The sequence below is a fragment of the Pantoea sp. X-Soil-ISGK-259 genome (genome assembly GCF_059730705.1).
Map to the genome: position 1 here is coordinate 249,626 of NZ_AP035986.1, position 19,465 is coordinate 269,090.

The 19,465-nt window shown below is 55.4% G+C and carries 8 protein-coding genes, 1 tRNA gene and 3 rRNA genes; 9 read left to right on the plus strand and 3 right to left on the minus strand.

Annotated features, from left to right (window positions below):
• Positions 1 to 11 precede the first annotated feature (11 nt).
• Both purD and purH read right to left on the minus strand, forming a co-directional pair.
• Positions 12 to 1,292 (minus strand): phosphoribosylamine--glycine ligase, encoded by a 1,281-nt coding sequence (purD, locus tag AC6I77_RS01135; protein WP_039660705.1) that lies wholly within the window; start codon positions 1,290 to 1,292, stop codon positions 12 to 14.
• 19 nt (positions 1,293 to 1,311) lie between these two features.
• Complete coding sequence (gene purH / locus AC6I77_RS01140) at positions 1,312 to 2,901, minus strand: bifunctional phosphoribosylaminoimidazolecarboxamide formyltransferase/IMP cyclohydrolase (RefSeq protein WP_003850143.1); 1,590 nt, start codon at positions 2,899 to 2,901, stop codon at positions 1,312 to 1,314.
• A 632-nt stretch (positions 2,902 to 3,533) separates the two neighbouring features.
• Between purH and AC6I77_RS01145 the strand changes: the two genes are divergently transcribed.
• From AC6I77_RS01145 to aceK, 8 genes are all read left to right on the plus strand, one after another.
• A 16S ribosomal RNA gene (locus AC6I77_RS01145) occupies positions 3,534 to 5,076 on the plus strand.
• 86 nt (positions 5,077 to 5,162) lie between these two features.
• A tRNA-Glu gene (locus tag AC6I77_RS01150) sits at positions 5,163 to 5,238 on the plus strand.
• Positions 5,239 to 5,450: 212 nt separating this feature from the next.
• Positions 5,451 to 8,358, plus strand: a 23S ribosomal RNA gene (locus AC6I77_RS01155).
• 93 nt (positions 8,359 to 8,451) lie between these two features.
• Positions 8,452 to 8,567, plus strand: a 5S ribosomal RNA gene (gene rrf / locus AC6I77_RS01160).
• The 16S, 23S and 5S rRNA genes sit together here with 1 tRNA gene alongside, the layout of an rRNA operon.
• Before the next feature lie 211 nt (positions 8,568 to 8,778).
• Entirely contained in the window at positions 8,779 to 9,708 is a 930-nt protein-coding gene (gene metA, locus AC6I77_RS01165; protein WP_090963629.1) for a homoserine O-acetyltransferase MetA, read from the plus strand.
• 262 nt (positions 9,709 to 9,970) lie between these two features.
• The gene (gene aceB, locus AC6I77_RS01170) at positions 9,971 to 11,569 is read left to right on the plus strand and encodes a malate synthase A (RefSeq protein WP_140033698.1); all 1,599 of its coding nucleotides are present in this window, start codon (positions 9,971 to 9,973) and stop codon (positions 11,567 to 11,569) included.
• Between the two features lie 17 nt (positions 11,570 to 11,586).
• Positions 11,587 to 12,888: an isocitrate lyase gene (gene aceA / locus AC6I77_RS01175; RefSeq protein ID WP_003852771.1), complete on the plus strand. Its 1,302-nt coding sequence runs from the start codon at positions 11,587 to 11,589 to the stop codon at positions 12,886 to 12,888.
• 62 nt (positions 12,889 to 12,950) lie between these two features.
• Positions 12,951 to 14,699: a bifunctional isocitrate dehydrogenase kinase/phosphatase gene (aceK, locus tag AC6I77_RS01180; protein WP_140033699.1), complete on the plus strand. Its 1,749-nt coding sequence runs from the start codon at positions 12,951 to 12,953 to the stop codon at positions 14,697 to 14,699.
• Here the strand turns inward: aceK and iclR are convergent.
• Positions 14,674 to 15,501: a glyoxylate bypass operon transcriptional repressor IclR gene (iclR, locus tag AC6I77_RS01185; RefSeq protein ID WP_140033700.1), complete on the minus strand. Its 828-nt coding sequence runs from the start codon at positions 15,499 to 15,501 to the stop codon at positions 14,674 to 14,676. The genes aceK and iclR overlap by 26 nt on opposite strands.
• 242 nt (positions 15,502 to 15,743) lie before the next feature.
• Here iclR and metH point away from each other — a divergent pair, with 242 nt between their 5' ends.
• Positions 15,744 to 19,379 (plus strand): methionine synthase, encoded by a 3,636-nt coding sequence (gene metH, locus AC6I77_RS01190; protein WP_420372168.1) that lies wholly within the window; start codon positions 15,744 to 15,746, stop codon positions 19,377 to 19,379.
• The last annotated feature ends 86 nt before the right edge of the window (positions 19,380 to 19,465 follow it).

Below are 19,465 nucleotides of genomic sequence, written 5' to 3' on the forward strand. Positions count from 1 at the left end.
GCCCCCTGTGCTTATTTACGATTAATGGCGCGGTAGCCAATGTCGCGGCGACAGAAGCTACCCTGCCATGAGATCGGCTTTGTCAGCTCGTAAGCCCGCTTTTGTGCGGCTGCTACGTCGTCGCCCAGCGCGGTGACACACAGCACGCGGCCACCGTTGGTCAGCACCCGATCTTCTTCCAGACGTGTTCCGGCGTGGAATACCTTACCGTCAGCCACTTCCTCCAGTGGCAGACCATGAATCTGGTCGCCCTGCGCATAATCACCCGGATAACCGCCTGCTGCCAGTACCACACCCAGCGCAGGTCGTGGATCCCATTGTGACGTTTTCTGATCCAGCTTACCGTCACAGGCAGCCCGGCAAAGATCGACCAGATCCGACTGCAGGCGCAGCATGATCGGCTGCGTCTCCGGATCGCCAAAGCGGCAGTTGAATTCGATCACTTTCGGCTGTCCGGTATGATCGATCATCAGGCCCGCATAAAGAAAACCGGTGTAGACGTTGCCTTCAGCGGCCATGCCACGCACGGTCGGCCAGATCACCTGATCCATCACGCGCTGGTGGATCTCATCGGTAACCACCGGCGCCGGGGAGTAGGCACCCATGCCGCCCGTGTTGGGACCGGTGTCGCCATCACCCACACGCTTGTGATCCTGGCTGGTGGCCATGGGCAGCACATGCTCGCCGTCCACCATCACGATGAAGCTGGCTTCTTCGCCCTCCAGAAACTCTTCAATCACAATGCGGTGTCCGGCATCACCAAAGGCATTACCGGCCAGCATATCCTGAACCGCATCCTCCGCTTCCTGCAGCGTCATCGCGACAATCACGCCTTTACCTGCGGCCAGGCCGTCGGCTTTTATAACGATTGGCGCGCCTTTCTCGCGCAGATATGCGAGAGCGGGCTCAACCTCGGTGAAGTTCTGGTATTCGGCACTCGGGATCTGATGACGTGACAGGAAATCTTTGGTGAAGGCTTTAGAACCTTCCAGCTGTGCAGCGGCCTGAGTCGGACCGAAGATAGCGAGGCCTGCCTTACGGAACGCATCGACCACGCCGATCACCAGCGGCGCTTCAGGTCCGACAATCGTCAGATCGATCTTTTCGCGCTGGGCAAATTCCAGCAGGGCGGGAACATCTGTCGCACTGATCGCAATATTCTGAAGCGCAGGCTCTAATGCGGTGCCCGCGTTACCCGGCGCGACAAACACCGTTTCCGCTAACGGCGACTGAGCCGCTTTCCAGGCCAGAGCATGTTCACGTCCGCCATTACCGATTACTAAAATTTTCATCTGTTACTCTCCAGAACAATTAATGGCGGAAGTGGCGCATGTCGGTGAAGATCATGGCAATGCCGTGCTCATCAGCCGCCGCAATCACTTCTTCATCACGGATGGAGCCGCCAGGCTGGATAACACAGCTCACGCCGGACGCCGCTGCAGCATCAATTCCATCACGGAACGGGAAGAAAGCATCTGACGCCATGGCGGATCCTTTTACTTCCAGACCTTCATCGGCTGCTTTGATACCTGCAATTTTAGCGGAGTAGACGCGGCTCATCTGCCCGGCACCTATACCAATTGTCATGTTGTCGCGCGCATAAACAATGGCATTGGACTTAACAAACTTCGCCACTTTCCAGCAGAACAGCGCATCACGCAGCTCCTGCCCGGTTGGCTGGCGTTTGCTGACCACGCGCAACTGGCTGGCATCCACCATACCGAGATCGCGATCCTGGACCAGCAGGCCACCATTGACGCGTTTGAAATCCAGTGCGGCAGTACGGTTTTGCCACTGACCACAGATCAGCACACGGACATTCTGTTTAGCCGCGGTAATTTTCAGCGCGGCTTCGGAAACGGCGGGTGCGATGATCACCTCAACAAACTGGCGGCTGATAATCGCCTGAGCCGTCGCTTCATCCAGCTCGCGGTTAAAGGCGATGATGCCGCCGAACGCGGAAGTTGGGTCGGTCTGATAAGCCCGCTCATAGGCTGCCAGCAGATCATCACCGGTTGCGACACCACAAGGGTTTGCATGCTTGACGATGACGCAGGCGGGTTCACTGAACTCTTTGACACACTCGAGTGCAGCATCGGTGTCAGCAATATTGTTATAGGAGAGTGCCTTGCCCTGAACCTGCTGCGCAGTGGCCACTGAGGCTTCACTGATATTCTCTTCTATATAGAAGGCTGCATCCTGATGGCTGTTTTCGCCGTAACGCATGTCCTGCTTCTTAATGAAGTTCAGATTCAGGGTACGCGGGAAACGGCCAGCGGGCTGATTGCGTTCACCGTGATAGGCGGGTACCAGGGTGCCGAAGTAGTTAGCGATCATGCTGTCATAAGCGGCGGTGTGTTCGAAGGCTTTGATTGCCAGATCGAAACGGGTCTCAAGCGTCAGTGCGTTCTCATGAGCGTCCATTTCAGCAATGATGGCATCGTAGTCGCCGCTGCTGACCACAATGGCGACATCTTTATGGTTCTTTGCAGCAGAGCGCACCATGGTCGGGCCACCGATGTCGATATTTTCCACTGCATCTTCCAGTGAACATCCTTCACGGGCGACAGTCTGTGCAAAGGGATAGAGGTTAACGACCACCATGTCGATTGGGCTGATGTCGTGCTGCGCCATGATGGCATCATCCTGGCCGCGACGACCTAAAATGCCGCCATGCACTTTCGGATGCAGGGTTTTGACGCGTCCATCCATCATTTCCGGGAAGCCGGTGTAGTCAGAGACTTCAGTGACAGCCAGACCCGCATCCGCCAGAAGGCGAGCTGTTCCACCTGTGGAGAGCAGCTCGACACCGCGACTTGAGAGCGCCTGAGCAAATTCGAGGATACCGGCTTTGTCAGAGACACTGAGCAATGCGCGGCGTACAGGACGAGGTTGTTGCATGGTGGTTTATCCCTTGGCTTTGTTTCGCGTATATAAGAGCGTTACGTCAGGCTTCATAGCGGTTTTCTCTTCTATATAGGAAGAAAAGATCAAAAACCTCAGGTAACGCCCCGAAAAGGGGTGTCCGGAATATTGCCCGGCATTGTAGCGAAAACGTTTGCGCGATGCTCGCCTAAATTCATATAGCCCGCTCTGTGTGGATAACATTGTGTGTAACTGCGTATAACAGCGGCTTTTGCTGTGGAATGCAGCGAACGCTCTCTTTTATGCAATTTATGGGTTGCGACTCTCCGACAACTCCCTATAATGCGCATCCATCAACACGGAACACCGGCAACGGGAAGCGGGTTGAGAGGCACAGGAGACTGCGCCGCCGGAGAAAAACTTCTGAAATAGAGGTTGACTCTGCAGGAGGAAAGCGTAATATACGCCACCTCGCGACAGGACGCTAACGCACTGTTCGCACTGCTCTTTAACAATTTATCAGACAATCTGTGTGGGCACTCGCAGGATTGATATCAGCGTCTCCGGACGCAACAAAATATCAAAGCCTCACGAGTGAACACATAATGAAATTCATTATGACGTTTTACAGATGAGCACCGCTTAACTTGTTTAAGCAAATCAAACTTAAATTGAAGAGTTTGATCATGGCTCAGATTGAACGCTGGCGGCAGGCCTAACACATGCAAGTCGGACGGTAGCACAGAGGAGCTTGCTCCTTGGGTGACGAGTGGCGGACGGGTGAGTAATGTCTGGGGATCTGCCCGATAGAGGGGGATAACCACTGGAAACGGTGGCTAATACCGCATAACGTCGCAAGACCAAAGAGGGGGACCTTCGGGCCTCTCACTATCGGATGAACCCAGATGGGATTAGCTAGTAGGCGGGGTAATGGCCCACCTAGGCGACGATCCCTAGCTGGTCTGAGAGGATGACCAGCCACACTGGAACTGAGACACGGTCCAGACTCCTACGGGAGGCAGCAGTGGGGAATATTGCACAATGGGCGCAAGCCTGATGCAGCCATGCCGCGTGTATGAAGAAGGCCTTCGGGTTGTAAAGTACTTTCAGCGGGGAGGAAGGCGATGTGGTTAATAACCGCATCGATTGACGTTACCCGCAGAAGAAGCACCGGCTAACTCCGTGCCAGCAGCCGCGGTAATACGGAGGGTGCAAGCGTTAATCGGAATTACTGGGCGTAAAGCGCACGCAGGCGGTCTGTTAAGTCAGATGTGAAATCCCCGGGCTTAACCTGGGAACTGCATTTGAAACTGGCAGGCTTGAGTCTTGTAGAGGGGGGTAGAATTCCAGGTGTAGCGGTGAAATGCGTAGAGATCTGGAGGAATACCGGTGGCGAAGGCGGCCCCCTGGACAAAGACTGACGCTCAGGTGCGAAAGCGTGGGGAGCAAACAGGATTAGATACCCTGGTAGTCCACGCCGTAAACGATGTCGACTTGGTGGTTGTTCCCTTGAGGAGTGGCTTCCGGAGCTAACGCGTTAAGTCGACCGCCTGGGGAGTACGGCCGCAAGGTTAAAACTCAAATGAATTGACGGGGGCCCGCACAAGCGGTGGAGCATGTGGTTTAATTCGATGCAACGCGAAGAACCTTACCTACTCTTGACATCCAGAGAACTTTCCAGAGATGGATTGGTGCCTTCGGGAACTCTGAGACAGGTGCTGCATGGCTGTCGTCAGCTCGTGTTGTGAAATGTTGGGTTAAGTCCCGCAACGAGCGCAACCCTTATCCTTTGTTGCCAGCGCGTGATGGCGGGAACTCAAAGGAGACTGCCGGTGATAAACCGGAGGAAGGTGGGGATGACGTCAAGTCATCATGGCCCTTACGAGTAGGGCTACACACGTGCTACAATGGCGCATACAAAGAGAAGCGACCTCGCGAGAGCAAGCGGACCTCACAAAGTGCGTCGTAGTCCGGATCGGAGTCTGCAACTCGACTCCGTGAAGTCGGAATCGCTAGTAATCGTGGATCAGAATGCCACGGTGAATACGTTCCCGGGCCTTGTACACACCGCCCGTCACACCATGGGAGTGGGTTGCAAAAGAAGTAGGTAGCTTAACCTTCGGGAGGGCGCTTACCACTTTGTGATTCATGACTGGGGTGAAGTCGTAACAAGGTAACCGTAGGGGAACCTGCGGTTGGATCACCTCCTTACCTGAAGATACCTTCCCGCGCAGTGTCCACACAGATTGTCTGATAGAAAATAACGAGCAAAGTGTCTTTCGAAGACAGACTTAATTGTCCCCTTCGTCTAGAGGCCCAGGACACCGCCCTTTCACGGCGGTAACAGGGGTTCGAATCCCCTAGGGGACGCCAAAGCTTGGTGACAGGTGAAAGATGTTGCCCACATATCTTAAAGATGACTTACGAGTCATGTTTAAGATATTGCTCTTTAACAATCCGGAACAAGCTGAAAATTGAAACGACGTGTCGTTTTCATTCTCCGTAATAAGAATGAAAAACGCGACACGTTCGAGTCTCTCAAATGCTTGCAGCTCGCAGCGTTGTAAAACGCCTGTGGGTTGTGAGGTTAAGCGACTAAGCGTACACGGTGGATGCCCAGGCAGTCAGAGGCGATGAAGGACGTGCTAATCTGCGTAAAGCGACGGTAAGGTGATATGAACCGCTACAGCCGTCGATGTCCGAATGGGGAAACCCGGTGCACTCTGTGCATCATTGCAGCATGAATACATAGTGCTGCAAGGCGAACCGGGGGAACTGAAACATCTAAGTACCCCGAGGAAAAGAAATCAACCGAGATTCCCCCAGTAGCGGCGAGCGAACGGGGAGCAGCCCAGAGCCTGAATCAGCATGTGTGTTAGTGGAAGCGTCTGGAAAGTCGCAGGGTACAGGGTGATACTCCCGTACACAAAAGCACACGTGCTGTGAGCTCGATGAGTAAGGCGGGACACGTGGTATCCTGTCTGAATATGGGGGGACCATCCTCCAAGGCTAAATACTCCTGACTGACCGATAGTGAACCAGTACCGTGAGGGAAAGGCGAAAAGAACCCCGGCGAGGGGAGTGAAACAGAACCTGAAACCGTGTACGTACAAGCAGTGGGAGCCCTCTTTATGGGGGTGACTGCGTACCTTTTGTATAATGGGTCAGCGACTTATATTCTGTAGCAAGGTTAACCGTATAGGGGAGCCGCAGGGAAACCGAGTCTTAACTGGGCGTTAAGTTGCAGGGTATAGACCCGAAACCCGGTGATCTAGCCATGGGCAGGTTGAAGGTTGGGTAACACTAACTGGAGGACCGAACCGACTAATGTTGAAAAATTAGCGGATGACCTGTGGCTGGGGGTGAAAGGCCAATCAAACCGGGAGATAGCTGGTTCTCCCCGAAAGCTATTTAGGTAGCGCCTCGTGAACTCATCCTCGGGGGTAGAGCACTGTTTCGGCTAGGGGGCCATCCCGGCTTACCAACCCGATGCAAACTGCGAATACCGAGGAATGTTATCACGGGAGACACACGGCGGGTGCTAACGTCCGTCGTGAAGAGGGAAACAACCCAGACCGCCAGCTAAGGTCCCAAAGTCATGGTTAAGTGGGAAACGATGTGGGAAGGCACAGACAGCCAGGATGTTGGCTTAGAAGCAGCCATCATTTAAAGAAAGCGTAATAGCTCACTGGTCGAGTCGGCCTGCGCGGAAGATGTAACGGGGCTAAACCATGCACCGAAGCTGCGGCAGCGACACTATGTGTTGTTGGGTAGGGGAGCGTTCTGTAAGCCGTCGAAGGTGTGCTGTGAGGCATGCTGGAGGTATCAGAAGTGCGAATGCTGACATAAGTAACGATAAAGCGGGTGAAAAGCCCGCTCGCCGGAAGACCAAGGGTTCCTGTTCAACGTTAATCGGAGCAGGGTGAGTCGACCCCTAAGGCGAGGCCGAAAGGCGTAGTCGATGGGAAACAGGTTAATATTCCTGTACTCGGTGTTACTGCGAAGGGGGGACGGAGAAGGCTATATCAGCCGGGCGACGGTTGTCCCGGTTTAAGCGTGTAGGCGGAGGGTCCAGGTAAATCCGGTCCCTTATTAACGCTGAGGCGTGACGACGAGGCACTACGGTGCTGAAGTGATAAATGCCCAGCTTCCAGGAAAAGCCTCTAAGCATCAGGTAACACAGAATCGTACCCCAAACCGACACAGGTGGTCAGGTAGAGAATACCAAGGCGCTTGAGAGAACTCGGGTGAAGGAACTAGGCAAAATGGTGCCGTAACTTCGGGAGAAGGCACGCTGGCGCGTAGGTGGAGGGACTTGCTCCCCGAGCCGAAGCCAGTCGAAGATACCAGCTGGCTGCAACTGTTTATTAAAAACACAGCACTGTGCAAACACGAAAGTGGACGTATACGGTGTGACGCCTGCCCGGTGCCGGAAGGTTAATTGATGGGGTTATCCGCAAGGAGAAGCTCTTGATCGAAGCCCCGGTAAACGGCGGCCGTAACTATAACGGTCCTAAGGTAGCGAAATTCCTTGTCGGGTAAGTTCCGACCTGCACGAATGGCGTAATGATGGCCAGGCTGTCTCCACCCGAGACTCAGTGAAATTGAACTCGCTGTGAAGATGCAGTGTACCCGCGGCAAGACGGAAAGACCCCGTGAACCTTTACTACAGCTTGACACTGAACATTGAGCCTTGATGTGTAGGATAGGTGGGAGGCTTTGAAGCGCGGACGCCAGTTCGCGTGGAGCCAACCTTGAAATACCACCCTTTAATGTTTGATGTTCTAACGTAGGCCCGTGATCCGGGCTGCGGACAGTGTCTGGTGGGTAGTTTGACTGGGGCGGTCTCCTCCTAAAGAGTAACGGAGGAGCACGAAGGTCAGCTAATCACGGTCGGACATCGTGAGGTTAGTGCAATGGCATAAGCTGGCTTGACTGCGAGAGTGACGGCTCGAGCAGGTGCGAAAGCAGGTCATAGTGATCCGGTGGTTCTGAATGGAAGGGCCATCGCTCAACGGATAAAAGGTACTCCGGGGATAACAGGCTGATACCGCCCAAGAGTTCATATCGACGGCGGTGTTTGGCACCTCGATGTCGGCTCATCACATCCTGGGGCTGAAGTAGGTCCCAAGGGTACGGCTGTTCGCCGTTTAAAGTGGTACGCGAGCTGGGTTTAGAACGTCGTGAGACAGTTCGGTCCCTATCTGCCGTGGGCGCTGGAGAATTGAGGGGGGTTGCTCCTAGTACGAGAGGACCGGAGTGAACGCACCACTGGTGTTCGGGTTGTCATGCCAATGGCATTGCCCGGTAGCTAAGTGCGGAAAAGATAAGTGCTGAAAGCATCTAAGCACGAAACTTGCCCCGAGATGAGTTCTCCCTGACTCCTTGAGAGTCCTGAAGGGACGTTGAAGACTACGACGTTGATAGGCCGGGTGTGTAAGCGCAGCGATGCGTTGAGCTAACCGGTACTAATGACCCGTGAGGCTTAACCTTACAACGCCAGAGGCGTTTTTGAGAGACACGATTTTCAGCCTGTACCGGATATATCTGCGCGGCCTTAAGGGGCGGCGCGGAGAACAGAATCTGCCTGGCGGCTTTAGCGCGGTGGTCCCACCTGACCCCATGCCGAACTCAGAAGTGAAACGCCGTAGCGCCGATGGTAGTGTGGGGTCTCCCCATGCGAGAGTAGGGAACTGCCAGGCATTATATAAGTGAAGAAGCCCCGCACGAGAGTGCGGGGCTTTTTTACGTCTGCATTATTTTGCGTCTGCGCTATGTCCCTTTAACACTATCCCCCTTTAAGCTGAAACATTTTCATTTTCCGCATGAAACCTCGACATCTCACAACGATCAGGCTAATGTTGGGCATCCAGATGTCTAAACGTTTATATGGTTACGAGAGGTGAGCAGGTTATGCCAATCAGGGTTCCCGACGAATTACCGGCAGTGAATTTTTTGCGTGACGAAAACGTCTTTGTCATGACGTCGTCGCGCGCCAGTGTTCAGGAGATCCGACCGCTTAAAGTGCTCATACTGAATCTGATGCCGAAAAAGATCGAAACAGAGAATCAGTTTCTGCGTCTGCTTTCCAACTCGCCCTTACAGATCGATATTCAGCTGCTGCGCATCGACAGCCGCGAGTCACGCAATACGCCCACTGAGCACCTCAACAACTTCTACTGCAATTTTGAAGATATCCAGCATGACAACTATGACGGCTTAATCGTGACAGGTGCGCCACTGGGGCTGGTCGATTTTAATGATGTTGCTTACTGGCCTCAGATTCAGCGCGTGCTGCACTGGGCAAATGAGCACGTCACCTCAACGCTGTTTGTCTGCTGGGCCGTGCAGGCGGCGCTTAATATTCTGTATGGCATTCCCAAGCAAACCCGGCATAACAAACTGTCCGGCGTCTATGAGCATCAGATATTGCATCCTCATGCCTTACTGACCCGGGGTTTTGATGATAATTTCCTCGCACCACACTCTCGTTATGCTGATTTTCCTACTCAACTGATCACGGATTACACCGATCTTGAGCTGTTTGCTGAATCGGAACAAACCGGTGCCTATCTGATGGCGAGTAAAGACAAACGCCTGGTATTTGTTACTGGCCATCCGGAGTATGACGCGCTGACGTTGTCTGGTGAGTATCATCGTGATTATGAAGCGGGTGTGAATCCGGAAGTCCCCTATAACTATTTCCCACAGGACAATCCGGCCCTGCCACCGCGCGCGACCTGGCGTAGCCACGGTAATCTGCTGTTCTCGAACTGGCTCAACTACTACGTTTACCAGATCACGCCATTCGATCTGCGTCGCATGAATCCAACGCTGGAGTAGTCCCGCCCGAAGATCAACTGAACCGTGTTAGCCGATGGCAACACGGTTTTTTTTCGCCTGAAAAACAGCAATGAAAGTCGTTCCTTTAATAAATAAAACTTTAAATCCATATAAAACATCAGGATAGCTGGGTTAATGTATAAAAATGGAAATAGTTTTTGATTTAGAAAAATAAATGCTTATGCTCTGATTCTGTAGCTCACAAAATAAACACCGTGTGGATCCGCTGCATTCGATCCTTTGAATACAGGAGAACGCCAGCATGACAGACTCAGTGATCAGCCCTGCGCTGAATTTCAGCCAGCCCTTTAGCCATGCCGAACAACAGCTGTTAACGCCCGAAGCGGTTTCTTTTCTGGAAGCGCTGGTCGCACGCTTTGCATCGCAACGCAACGAGCTGTTGTTGGCACGCCAGCAGCGTCAGCAACGCTATGACCAGGGCTATCTGCCAGACTTCGATATGGAAACTGCTTCCATAAGAGAGGGTGCGTGGCGTATTCAATCCATTCCGGCCGACTTAGAAGATCGTCGGGTTGAGATCACCGGCCCACCGGATCGAAAAATGGTCATTAATGCCCTGAACTCAAACGTAAAAGTCTTTATGGCCGACTTTGAGGATTCGCTGTCACCGGAGTGGTCAAAGCTGATGGAAGGGCAGCTCACACTGCGCGAGGCGGTGCAGGGCACGCTGAGTTACACCAGCGACAAAGGCAAAATTTATCAGCTCGGCGCAAACCCAGCGGTGCTGATGTGCCGGGTTCGCGGTCTGCATCTGTCAGAAAAACATGTCAGCTGGCAGGGTGAGGCGATTCCGGGCGGGCTGTTTGATTTCGCGCTCTATTTCTTCCACAACGTCCGGCCTTTACTGGCCAAAGGCAGCGGGCCTTACTTCTATCTGCCGAAAACAGAGAGCAGGCAGGAGATCGCCTGGTGGCGTGAGATCTTCAGTTTCAGCGAGGATCAGTTCGATCTGCCGCGCGGTACGATCAAGGCTACCGTCCTGATTGAAACGTTACCCGCCGTGTTTCAGATGGATGAGATCCTGTGGAATCTTCGCGATCATATTGTGGGGCTCAACTGCGGCCGCTGGGATTACATCTTTAGCTACATCAAAACCCTGAAACAGCATACGGATCGCGTTCTGCCGGATCGCCAGTCAGTCACCATGTCGCAGCCGTTTCTGGATGCTTACTCACGTCTGCTGATTAAAACCTGTCATCGTCGGGGAGCCTTCGCGATGGGGGGAATGTCAGCCCTGATTCCTGCTAAAGACCCAACACGTAATGCCTGGGTACTGCAGCGCGTGACGGAAGATAAACAGCGTGAGGCGGGCAACGGGCATGACGGTACCTGGATTGCGCATCCGGGCCTGGCAGACACCGCTATGGCGGTCTTCAATGCCGTGCTGGGCGACCAACCCAACCAGTTGCATGTTATGCGGGAAGAGGATGCCCCGATCACGGCGGAGCAGTTACTTGCGCCCTGTCAGGGTGAGCGCACCGAAGCAGGGATGCGCGCCAACATCCGCGTCGCGCTGCAATACCTTGAAGCCTGGATCAGCGGTAACGGCTGTGTGCCGATTGACGGGCTGATGGAGGATGCCGCCACCGCTGAGATTGCACGGACCTCAATCTGGCAATGGATTCGTCATCAGCAAATCCTGAACAGCGGCCAGCAGGTTACGGCCGAACTGTTTCTGCGCTGGCTGAACGAAGAGCTGCACCTGCTGCAAAACGCGCTGGGCGAAGCCCGGTTCAGCGCTGGTCGCTATGACGACGCGGCACAGCTGATGGCGCAGATCACCACCGAACGCGAACTGGTTTCCTTTCTTACCCTGCCAGGCTACCGCCTGATCCCCTGAACAGAGGAGCTATTGCCATGACACGTACTCAACAGATCGATCAACTGGAACAACTCTGGCAGACCGCACGCTGGGAGGGCATTATCCGCCCTTACAGCGCAGCAGAGGTGGTTAATCTGCGCGGCTCGGTTCTGCCTGCCTGTACGCTGGCAGAGCGCGGTGCCGAAAAGTTATGGGCGCTGCTGAACGGCGAGGCGAAGAAAGGTTACATCAACAGCCTGGGTGCGCTCAGTGGCGGGCAGGCACTGCAACAGGCCAAAGCGGGCATTGAAGCGATCTATCTCTCTGGCTGGCAGGTGGCTGCGGATGCCAATGTGGCAGGACAGATGTATCCCGATCAGTCGCTCTACCCGGTGAACTCCGTACCGGAAGTGGTGACCCGCATTAACCAGACGTTTCAGCGTGCCGATCAGATTCAGTGGTCCAGCGGCATTGAAGAGGGCGACAGCCGGCATACTGATTTCTTCCTGCCGATTGTTGCCGATGCTGAAGCCGGTTTTGGCGGCGTGCTCAATGCCTATGAGCTGATGAAGGCGATGATTCAGGCGGGGGCGGCGGCTGTCCACTTCGAAGACCAGCTGGCGGCGGTTAAAAAATGCGGTCACATGGGTGGCAAAGTGCTGGTACCGACCCAGGAAGCGATTCAGAAACTGGTAGCGGCACGACTGGCGGCCGATGTAATGGGTGTGCCAACCGTGCTGCTGGCTCGCACCGACGCCGACGCCGCTGACCTGATTACCTCAGACTGCGATGAATACGATCGACCTTTTATCCGTGGCGACAGGACGGCAGAAGGCTTCTTCCGCACTCATGCCGGTATTGAACAGGCGATCAGTCGCGGACTGGCCTATGCACCTTATGCTGACATCCTTTGGTGTGAAACCTCAACACCGGATCTGGCGATGGCGCAGCGTTTTGCCGACGCTATTCATGCGCGTTTCCCCGGCAAGCTACTGGCCTACAACTGCTCGCCCTCGTTTAACTGGAAAAAGAACCTCGATGACCGCACTATCGCGCAATTTCAGCAGGCGCTCAGCGACATGGGGTATCGCTTCCAGTTCATCACGCTGGCAGGCATCCACAGCATGTGGTTCAACATGTTCGATCTGGCCCATGCCTATGCGCAGGGTGAAGGGATGCGCCACTATGTGGAAAAGGTTCAGCAGCCTGAGTTCGCGGCCCGCGATCGCGGTTACAGCTTCTCGTCACATCAGCAGGAAGTGGGCACCGGCTATTTCGATCAGGTGACCAACATCATTCAGGGCGGTAAATCCTCGGTCACCGCGCTCACCGGCTCGACCGAAGAGCACCAGTTCTGACGCTTCTCCTCTGACGGATTCCCCGCCCGCACCATGCGGGCGGGCATTGACCGGAGCTGACTATGCCGCCACGCGAATCGTTGATTGCCCACACTATCCTGCAGGGATTTGATGCTCAGTATGGCCGCTTTCTGGATATTACTGCCGGCGCGCAGCAGCGCTTTGAGCAGGCAGAATGGCAGGCAGTGCAGCATGCCATGAAGGCTCGCATTCATCTCTATGATCATCACGTCAGCCTGGTTGCCGATCAACTGCGCGTGCTGAACGGTGCGGCAAGCTGGGATGCGATGTTCTGGCTGAGGGTTAAAGATCACTATCAAAGCCTGCTACCTGGCTATCCGCGGCACGAAATTGCCGAAAGCTTCTTTAATTCCGTCTATTGCCGGCTACACGGACATGCCGACCTGCAACCTGAACGGCTGTTTATCTTCAGCTCTCAGTCCCTGACCGCGCCGGTCACACCTCTGCGCCCCTTATCACGGCGTTACCAGCCGGAGCGGGGCTGGCGGGCATTGGTAGATCAGATACTGGAGGATCTACCGCTGACGCTACCGTGGCAGCACCGCGCGCGCGATGTGGGCTGGATTGTCCGCCACCTGGAGTCGCATTTTCCCCGGCTGAGCGAGGGCTGGCTCGAGGTCAACAGTGAACTCTTTTATCGCAATAAAACGGCCTGGCTGGTGGCGCGTCTGCATCTGCCAGCGGGTATCTTTCCCTGTCTGCTGCCGATCCAGCGGACGGAAACCGGCGAACTGTGGATCGACACCTGTCTGACGGATGTAAATGACGCCAGCATTGTCTTTGGTTTTGCCCGCGCCTATTTCATGGTGTATGCCCCGGTACCTGCGGCACTGGTCGCCTGGCTGCAACCCATTCTGCCCGCCAAAACACTGGCCGAACGCTATATGGCGATTGGCTGCCAGAAGCACGGTAAAACAGAAAGCTATCGCGAATATCTTCAGGCGCTGGCAGAGAGTGAAACGGCCTTTGAGATCGCGCCTGGCGTGCGCGGCATGGTGATGCTGGTCTTCACGCTGCCGGGCTTTGACTGGGTATTCAAGGTCATCAGGGATCGCTTCGCACCACAAAAAGAGGTGACGGAAGCACAGGTCCGCGCCTGTTATCAGCAGGTCAAAGAGCACGACCGCGTGGGGCGCATGGCAGATACCCAGGAGTTTGAACAGCTTGCACTGCCGCTGGCGCGCATCTCACCAGCGCTGCTGGCGGAACTCCACGCCTGTGTGGCAGAGAAGCTGTATATCGAAGGCGATCGCCTGATTATTCGTCATCTGTGGCTGGAGCGCCGTATGCAGCCGCTGAATCTCTATCTTGCCCAGGCCAGCCCAGCAGAGCGACGTCATGCCATTGAAGAGTATGGCAATGCCATTCGACAGCTGGCGGCAGCCAATATCTTTCCCGGCGATATGCTGTTTAAAAACTTCGGCATAACCCGTCATGGGCGGGTGATATTTTACGATTACGATGAGATCCGCCCGATGCAGGAGCTGAACTTCCGGGAGGTGCCCGCGGCACGCTATGAGGAAGATGAACTCAGTGCCGAGCCGTGGTATAGCGTGGGGCCAGACGATGTCTTTCCCGAAACCTTCCGCTATGCGTTATGCAGCGAAACCGCGACCGGCGCTTTGCTGCTGGAACTGCATCCGGAAATATTCGACGCCAGCTGGTGGCGCGCACAGCAGCAGCGCATCGCGCAGGGCCACGTCGAAGAGGTGATCGCCTGGCGGCAGACGCAGCGTTTTAGCGTCTGCTATACGCCAGAGAGGGTTAGCGACCGCTGTACGCCAGCGTAACCTGACGCGCTTCGCGGATGACCAGCGCACCTAATTCCGTAATCCTGTCGTCTGTCATGCGGGCGATAGGGCCGGAGATGGAGAGGGCAGCAAACGCCTCGCCATGTTCATCATAGATGGGTGCAGCGACACAGCGCAGTCCGAGTGCATGCTCTTCATCATCCAGCGAAAAGCCCGCTTTACGCACCTGTTCCAGATTCTCTTTCAGACTCTGTGGCGACATCAGGGTTTTTGGCGTGTAGTAGTGCAATCCTTTCTGATGCAGCAGGGCAGTAATCTGTTCTTCCCCCAGATGGGCCAGAAAGGCTTTGCCTGCACCTGACGCATGCATCGGCAGCTTGCCGCCAATCGGTGCTGACATCCGCATCAGCTGGGTACACTGCACCTGATCAATGATCACCGCCTGATAGTCACTGAGGTCCAGCACCGCCAGATTCACTGTTTCACCGGACTGCTCCATCAGGCTCCGCAACACCGGATGAACCAGCGCCAGCAGATTACGGCTTTGCAAAAAACTGCTGCCAACCACAAAGGCGTGTGCGCCAATCGTCCATAGCCCGAGATCGCCCACCTGGCGGACAAAGCCCTGTTGCTGCATGGTGCTGAGCAGGCGATGTGTGGTGGAGTTAGGCAAACCCGCCTGCTGCGCGAGCTCGGTCAGCGCCACGCTGCCATGTGAATCTGCAATCAGCTCCAGCAGCGTCAGGCCGCGTGTCAGCGATTGAACCTGACCGCCCGCGGGTGCGGCGACAGGGGTGCCGCGGGGTTTCTTACCGCGCTTAACAGGAACGGGCGTGGCCATTGTTGTCTCTCCTTTTGCATTGTGGAAATCATTTTCGTTTTAATCGCGCGGTTTGCAAACGCTGGTTTTCTGGTCAGACCTGTGAGGCGATGATCTGAAAATCTCTCAGGTGAGGTTACTTTGTCGCCAGACAGGGTTGTGCCAGAATGGAAAACAGGGTTTTCCGCCAGCAGACTGACGTGAATGGGGCAACAGTGAGCAATAAAATCGACGCGCTACATCAGCAGCTCGCACAACGCATTATGGTGTTGGATGGTGGCATGGGCACCATGATCCAGAGTTACCGGCTGGAGGAAGAGGATTATCGCGGCAGCCGTTTTGCTGACTGGCCCTGCGATCTCAAAGGCAACAACGATCTGCTGGTGCTGAGTAAACCGGACGTGATCCGCGAGATCCACGACGCTTATCTGGCTGCAGGTGCAGATATCCTCGAAACCAATACCTTTAACGCCACGTCGATTGCGATGGCGGACTACCAGATGGAAAGCCTGTCGGCGGAGATCAATTATGAAGCGGCCCGGCTGGCACGAGCCTGCGCAGATGCGTGGACGGCGAAAACACCGGACCGCCCGCGTTATGTCGCGGGGGTACTCGGCCCGACCAACCGCACCTGCTCGATCTCACCCGACGTCAACGATCCGGCTTACCGAAACGTCACCTTTAATCAGCTGGTAGAGGCATACCGCGAATCAACCCGTGCGCTGGTGGAGGGCGGTTCCGACATCATTATGATCGAAACGGTGTTCGATACGCTGAATGCCAAAGCCGCCATCTATGCAGTGCAGACCGAGATGGAAGCGCTGGGTGTCACGCTGCCGCTGATGATCTCCGGCACCATCACCGATGCGTCAGGCCGGACGCTCTCCGGCCAGACCACGGAAGCCTTTTACAACTCACTGCGCCATGCCGAACCGCTCTCTTTTGGCCTGAACTGCGCGCTGGGACCGGATGAACTGCGTCAGTATGTGGCGGAGCTGTCACGCATTGCTGAAGGCTACGTGACTGCCCATCCTAACGCCGGTCTGCCCAACGCGTTCGGCGAATACGATCTTGATGCAGAGTTGATGGCGCAGCAGATTGGTGAATGGGCGACCTCGGGTTTCCTGAATATTATTGGCGGCTGTTGTGGTACGACGCCGAAGCATATAGCTGCCATGGTCGCGGCGGTTGAAGGTGTTGCGCCGCGTCCATTGCCGACGATTCCAGTGGCCTGTCGTCTCTCGGGTCTTGAGCCGCTGAACATCACCGCAGAGTCACTGTTTGTTAACGTTGGTGAGCGCACCAACGTCACTGGCTCCGCAAAATTTAAGCGGCTGATCAAAGAAGAGAAGTACAACGAAGCGCTTGAAGTGGCGCTGCAGCAGGTGCAGAGCGGCGCACAGATCATCGACATCAACATGGATGAAGGGATGCTCGATGCTGAAGCAGCGATGGTGCGCTTCCTGAATCTGATTGCAGGCGAGCCCGATATTGCCCGCGTGCCGATCATGATCGACTCCTCCAAATGGGAGGTCATTGAGAAAGGGCTGCAGTGCATTCAGGGCAAAGGGATCGTGAACTCGATTTCGATGAAAGAGGGTGAAGCCGCCTTTATCCACCATGCGCGGCAGGTCCGGCGTTATGGGGCGGCGATGGTAGTCATGGCGTTTGACGAAGTGGGCCAGGCGGATACGCGTGCCCGTAAAATTGAGATCTGCCGCCGTGCTTACCACATCCTCACCGAGCAGGTCGGTTTCCCGCCGGAAGATATTATCTTCGATCCCAACATTTTTGCAGTCGCCACCGGCATCGACGAACACAACAACTACGCCATTGATTTCATCGGTGCCTGTGAAGATATCAAGCGTGAACTGCCCCATGCCATGATCTCCGGCGGCGTCTCCAACGTATCGTTTTCATTCCGGGGCAACGATCCGGTTCGTGAAGCAATACACGCGGTGTTCCTCTACTACGCCATCCGAAACGGCATGGATATGGGCATCGTTAACGCAGGTCAGCTGGCCATCTATGACGATCTGCCGACAGAACTGCGCGAGGCGGTAGAAGATGTGATCCTTAACCGCCGGGATGATGGCACCGAGCGGCTGCTGGCGCTGGCGGAGAAATACCGTGGCGGCAAAAGCGATGGTGCGCAGGAAAAGCAGCTCGCCGAGTGGCGAAGCTGGGACGTGGTGAAGCGACTGGAGTATTCGCTGGTTAAGGGGATCACGGAGTTTATCGAGCAGGATACCGAAGAGGCGCGCCAGCAGGTGCCGCGTCCGATAGAAGTGATTGAAGGTCCGCTGATGTCCGGCATGAACGTGGTCGGTGACCTGTTCGGCGAAGGCAAAATGTTCCTGCCGCAGGTGGTGAAATCGGCACGCGTAATGAAGCAGGCGGTGGCTTATCTGGAGCCTTTTATCGAAGCCAGCAAAGAGGCGGGGCGCAGCAACGGTAAAATCGTGCTGGCCACCGTTAAAGGTGACGTACATGACATCGGCAAAAACATTGTCGGCGTGGTGCTGCAGTGTAATAACTACGAAATTGTCGACCTTGGCGTGATGGTGCCGGGCGAAAAAATCCTTAAAACGGCGCGCGAAGTGAATGCGGACATCATTGGCTTATCCGGTCTGATTACGCCGTCGCTGGATGAGATGGTCAATATGGCGAAAGAGATGGAGCGTCAGGGGTTTACCTTACCGCTGCTGATTGGCGGCGCGACCACCTCAAAGGCACATACTGCCGTCAAAATTGAGCAGCACTACAGCGGCCCGACGGTCTACGTGCAGAACGCCTCACGCACTGTTGGCGTCGTTTCATCACTGCTCTCCGCCACCTTAAAAGACGATTTCGTTGCCCGAACGCGCAAAGAGTACGAAACCGTACGCATCCAGCATGCGCGCAAAAAGCCGCGCACGCCGCCGGTCTCGCTGCAGACGGCGCGCGATAACGCCACGTCGATTGACTGGGAAAGCTACTCGCCGCCGGTGCCACACCGTCTCGGTGTCAGCCAGGTGGAGGCCAGCATTGCCACGCTGCGCCACTACATCGACTGGACGCCATTCTTTATGACCTGGTCGCTGGCGGGCAAATATCCCCGCATTCTTGAAGATGAGGTGGTCGGTGAAGAGGCGCAGCGTCTGTTCGCCGATGCCAATGCGATGCTCGACAGATTAAGTGATCAGTCACTGCTGAAACCGCGTGGTGTGGTCGGTATTTTCCCGGCTAACCGGGTCGGCGATGATATTCATCTCTACAGTGATGAGCGGCGCGATGAAGTGTTGTGTGTGAGTCATCACTTACGTCAACAGACCGAGAAAACCGACTTCGCCAACTACTGCCTGGCGGATTTTGTCGCGCCGAAAACCTCCGGAAAAGCGGATTATCTTGGCGCGTTCGCGGTGACAGGCGGACTGGAAGAGGATGCGCTGGCGGAGGCCTATGATCGTCAGCACGACGACTACAACAAGATCATGGTGAAAGCGTTGGCTGACCGTCTGGCGGAAGCCTTCGCCGAATACCTGCACGAGCGGGTGCGTAAGGTGATCTGGGGCTTTGCGCCCAACGAGAATCTCAGCAACGAAGAGCTGATTCGCGAAAATTATCAGGGGATACGTCCGGCGCCAGGCTATCCGGCCTGCCCGGAGCATACCGAAAAAGCCGCTATCTGGCGTCTGCTGGCAGTGGAAGCGCAGACCGGCATGAAACTCACCGAATCTTATGCGATGTGGCCGGGTGCGGCGGTGTCTGGCTGGTATTTCAGCCATCCTGACAGCCGCTATTTTGCCGTGGCGCAGATTCAGCGTGATCAGGTGGAAGATTATGCGGCACGCAAAGGGATGTCGGTTACGGAGGTGGAGCGCTGGCTGGCGCCGAATCTCGGCTACGATGCGGACTAAATAAAAAAAGCGGCCCGAGGTGGTTGATAAAGCCTGGTCCGCACTGCTGTGATACCGGAGCGGCGCAGGAAAGACGGTCAGATCGG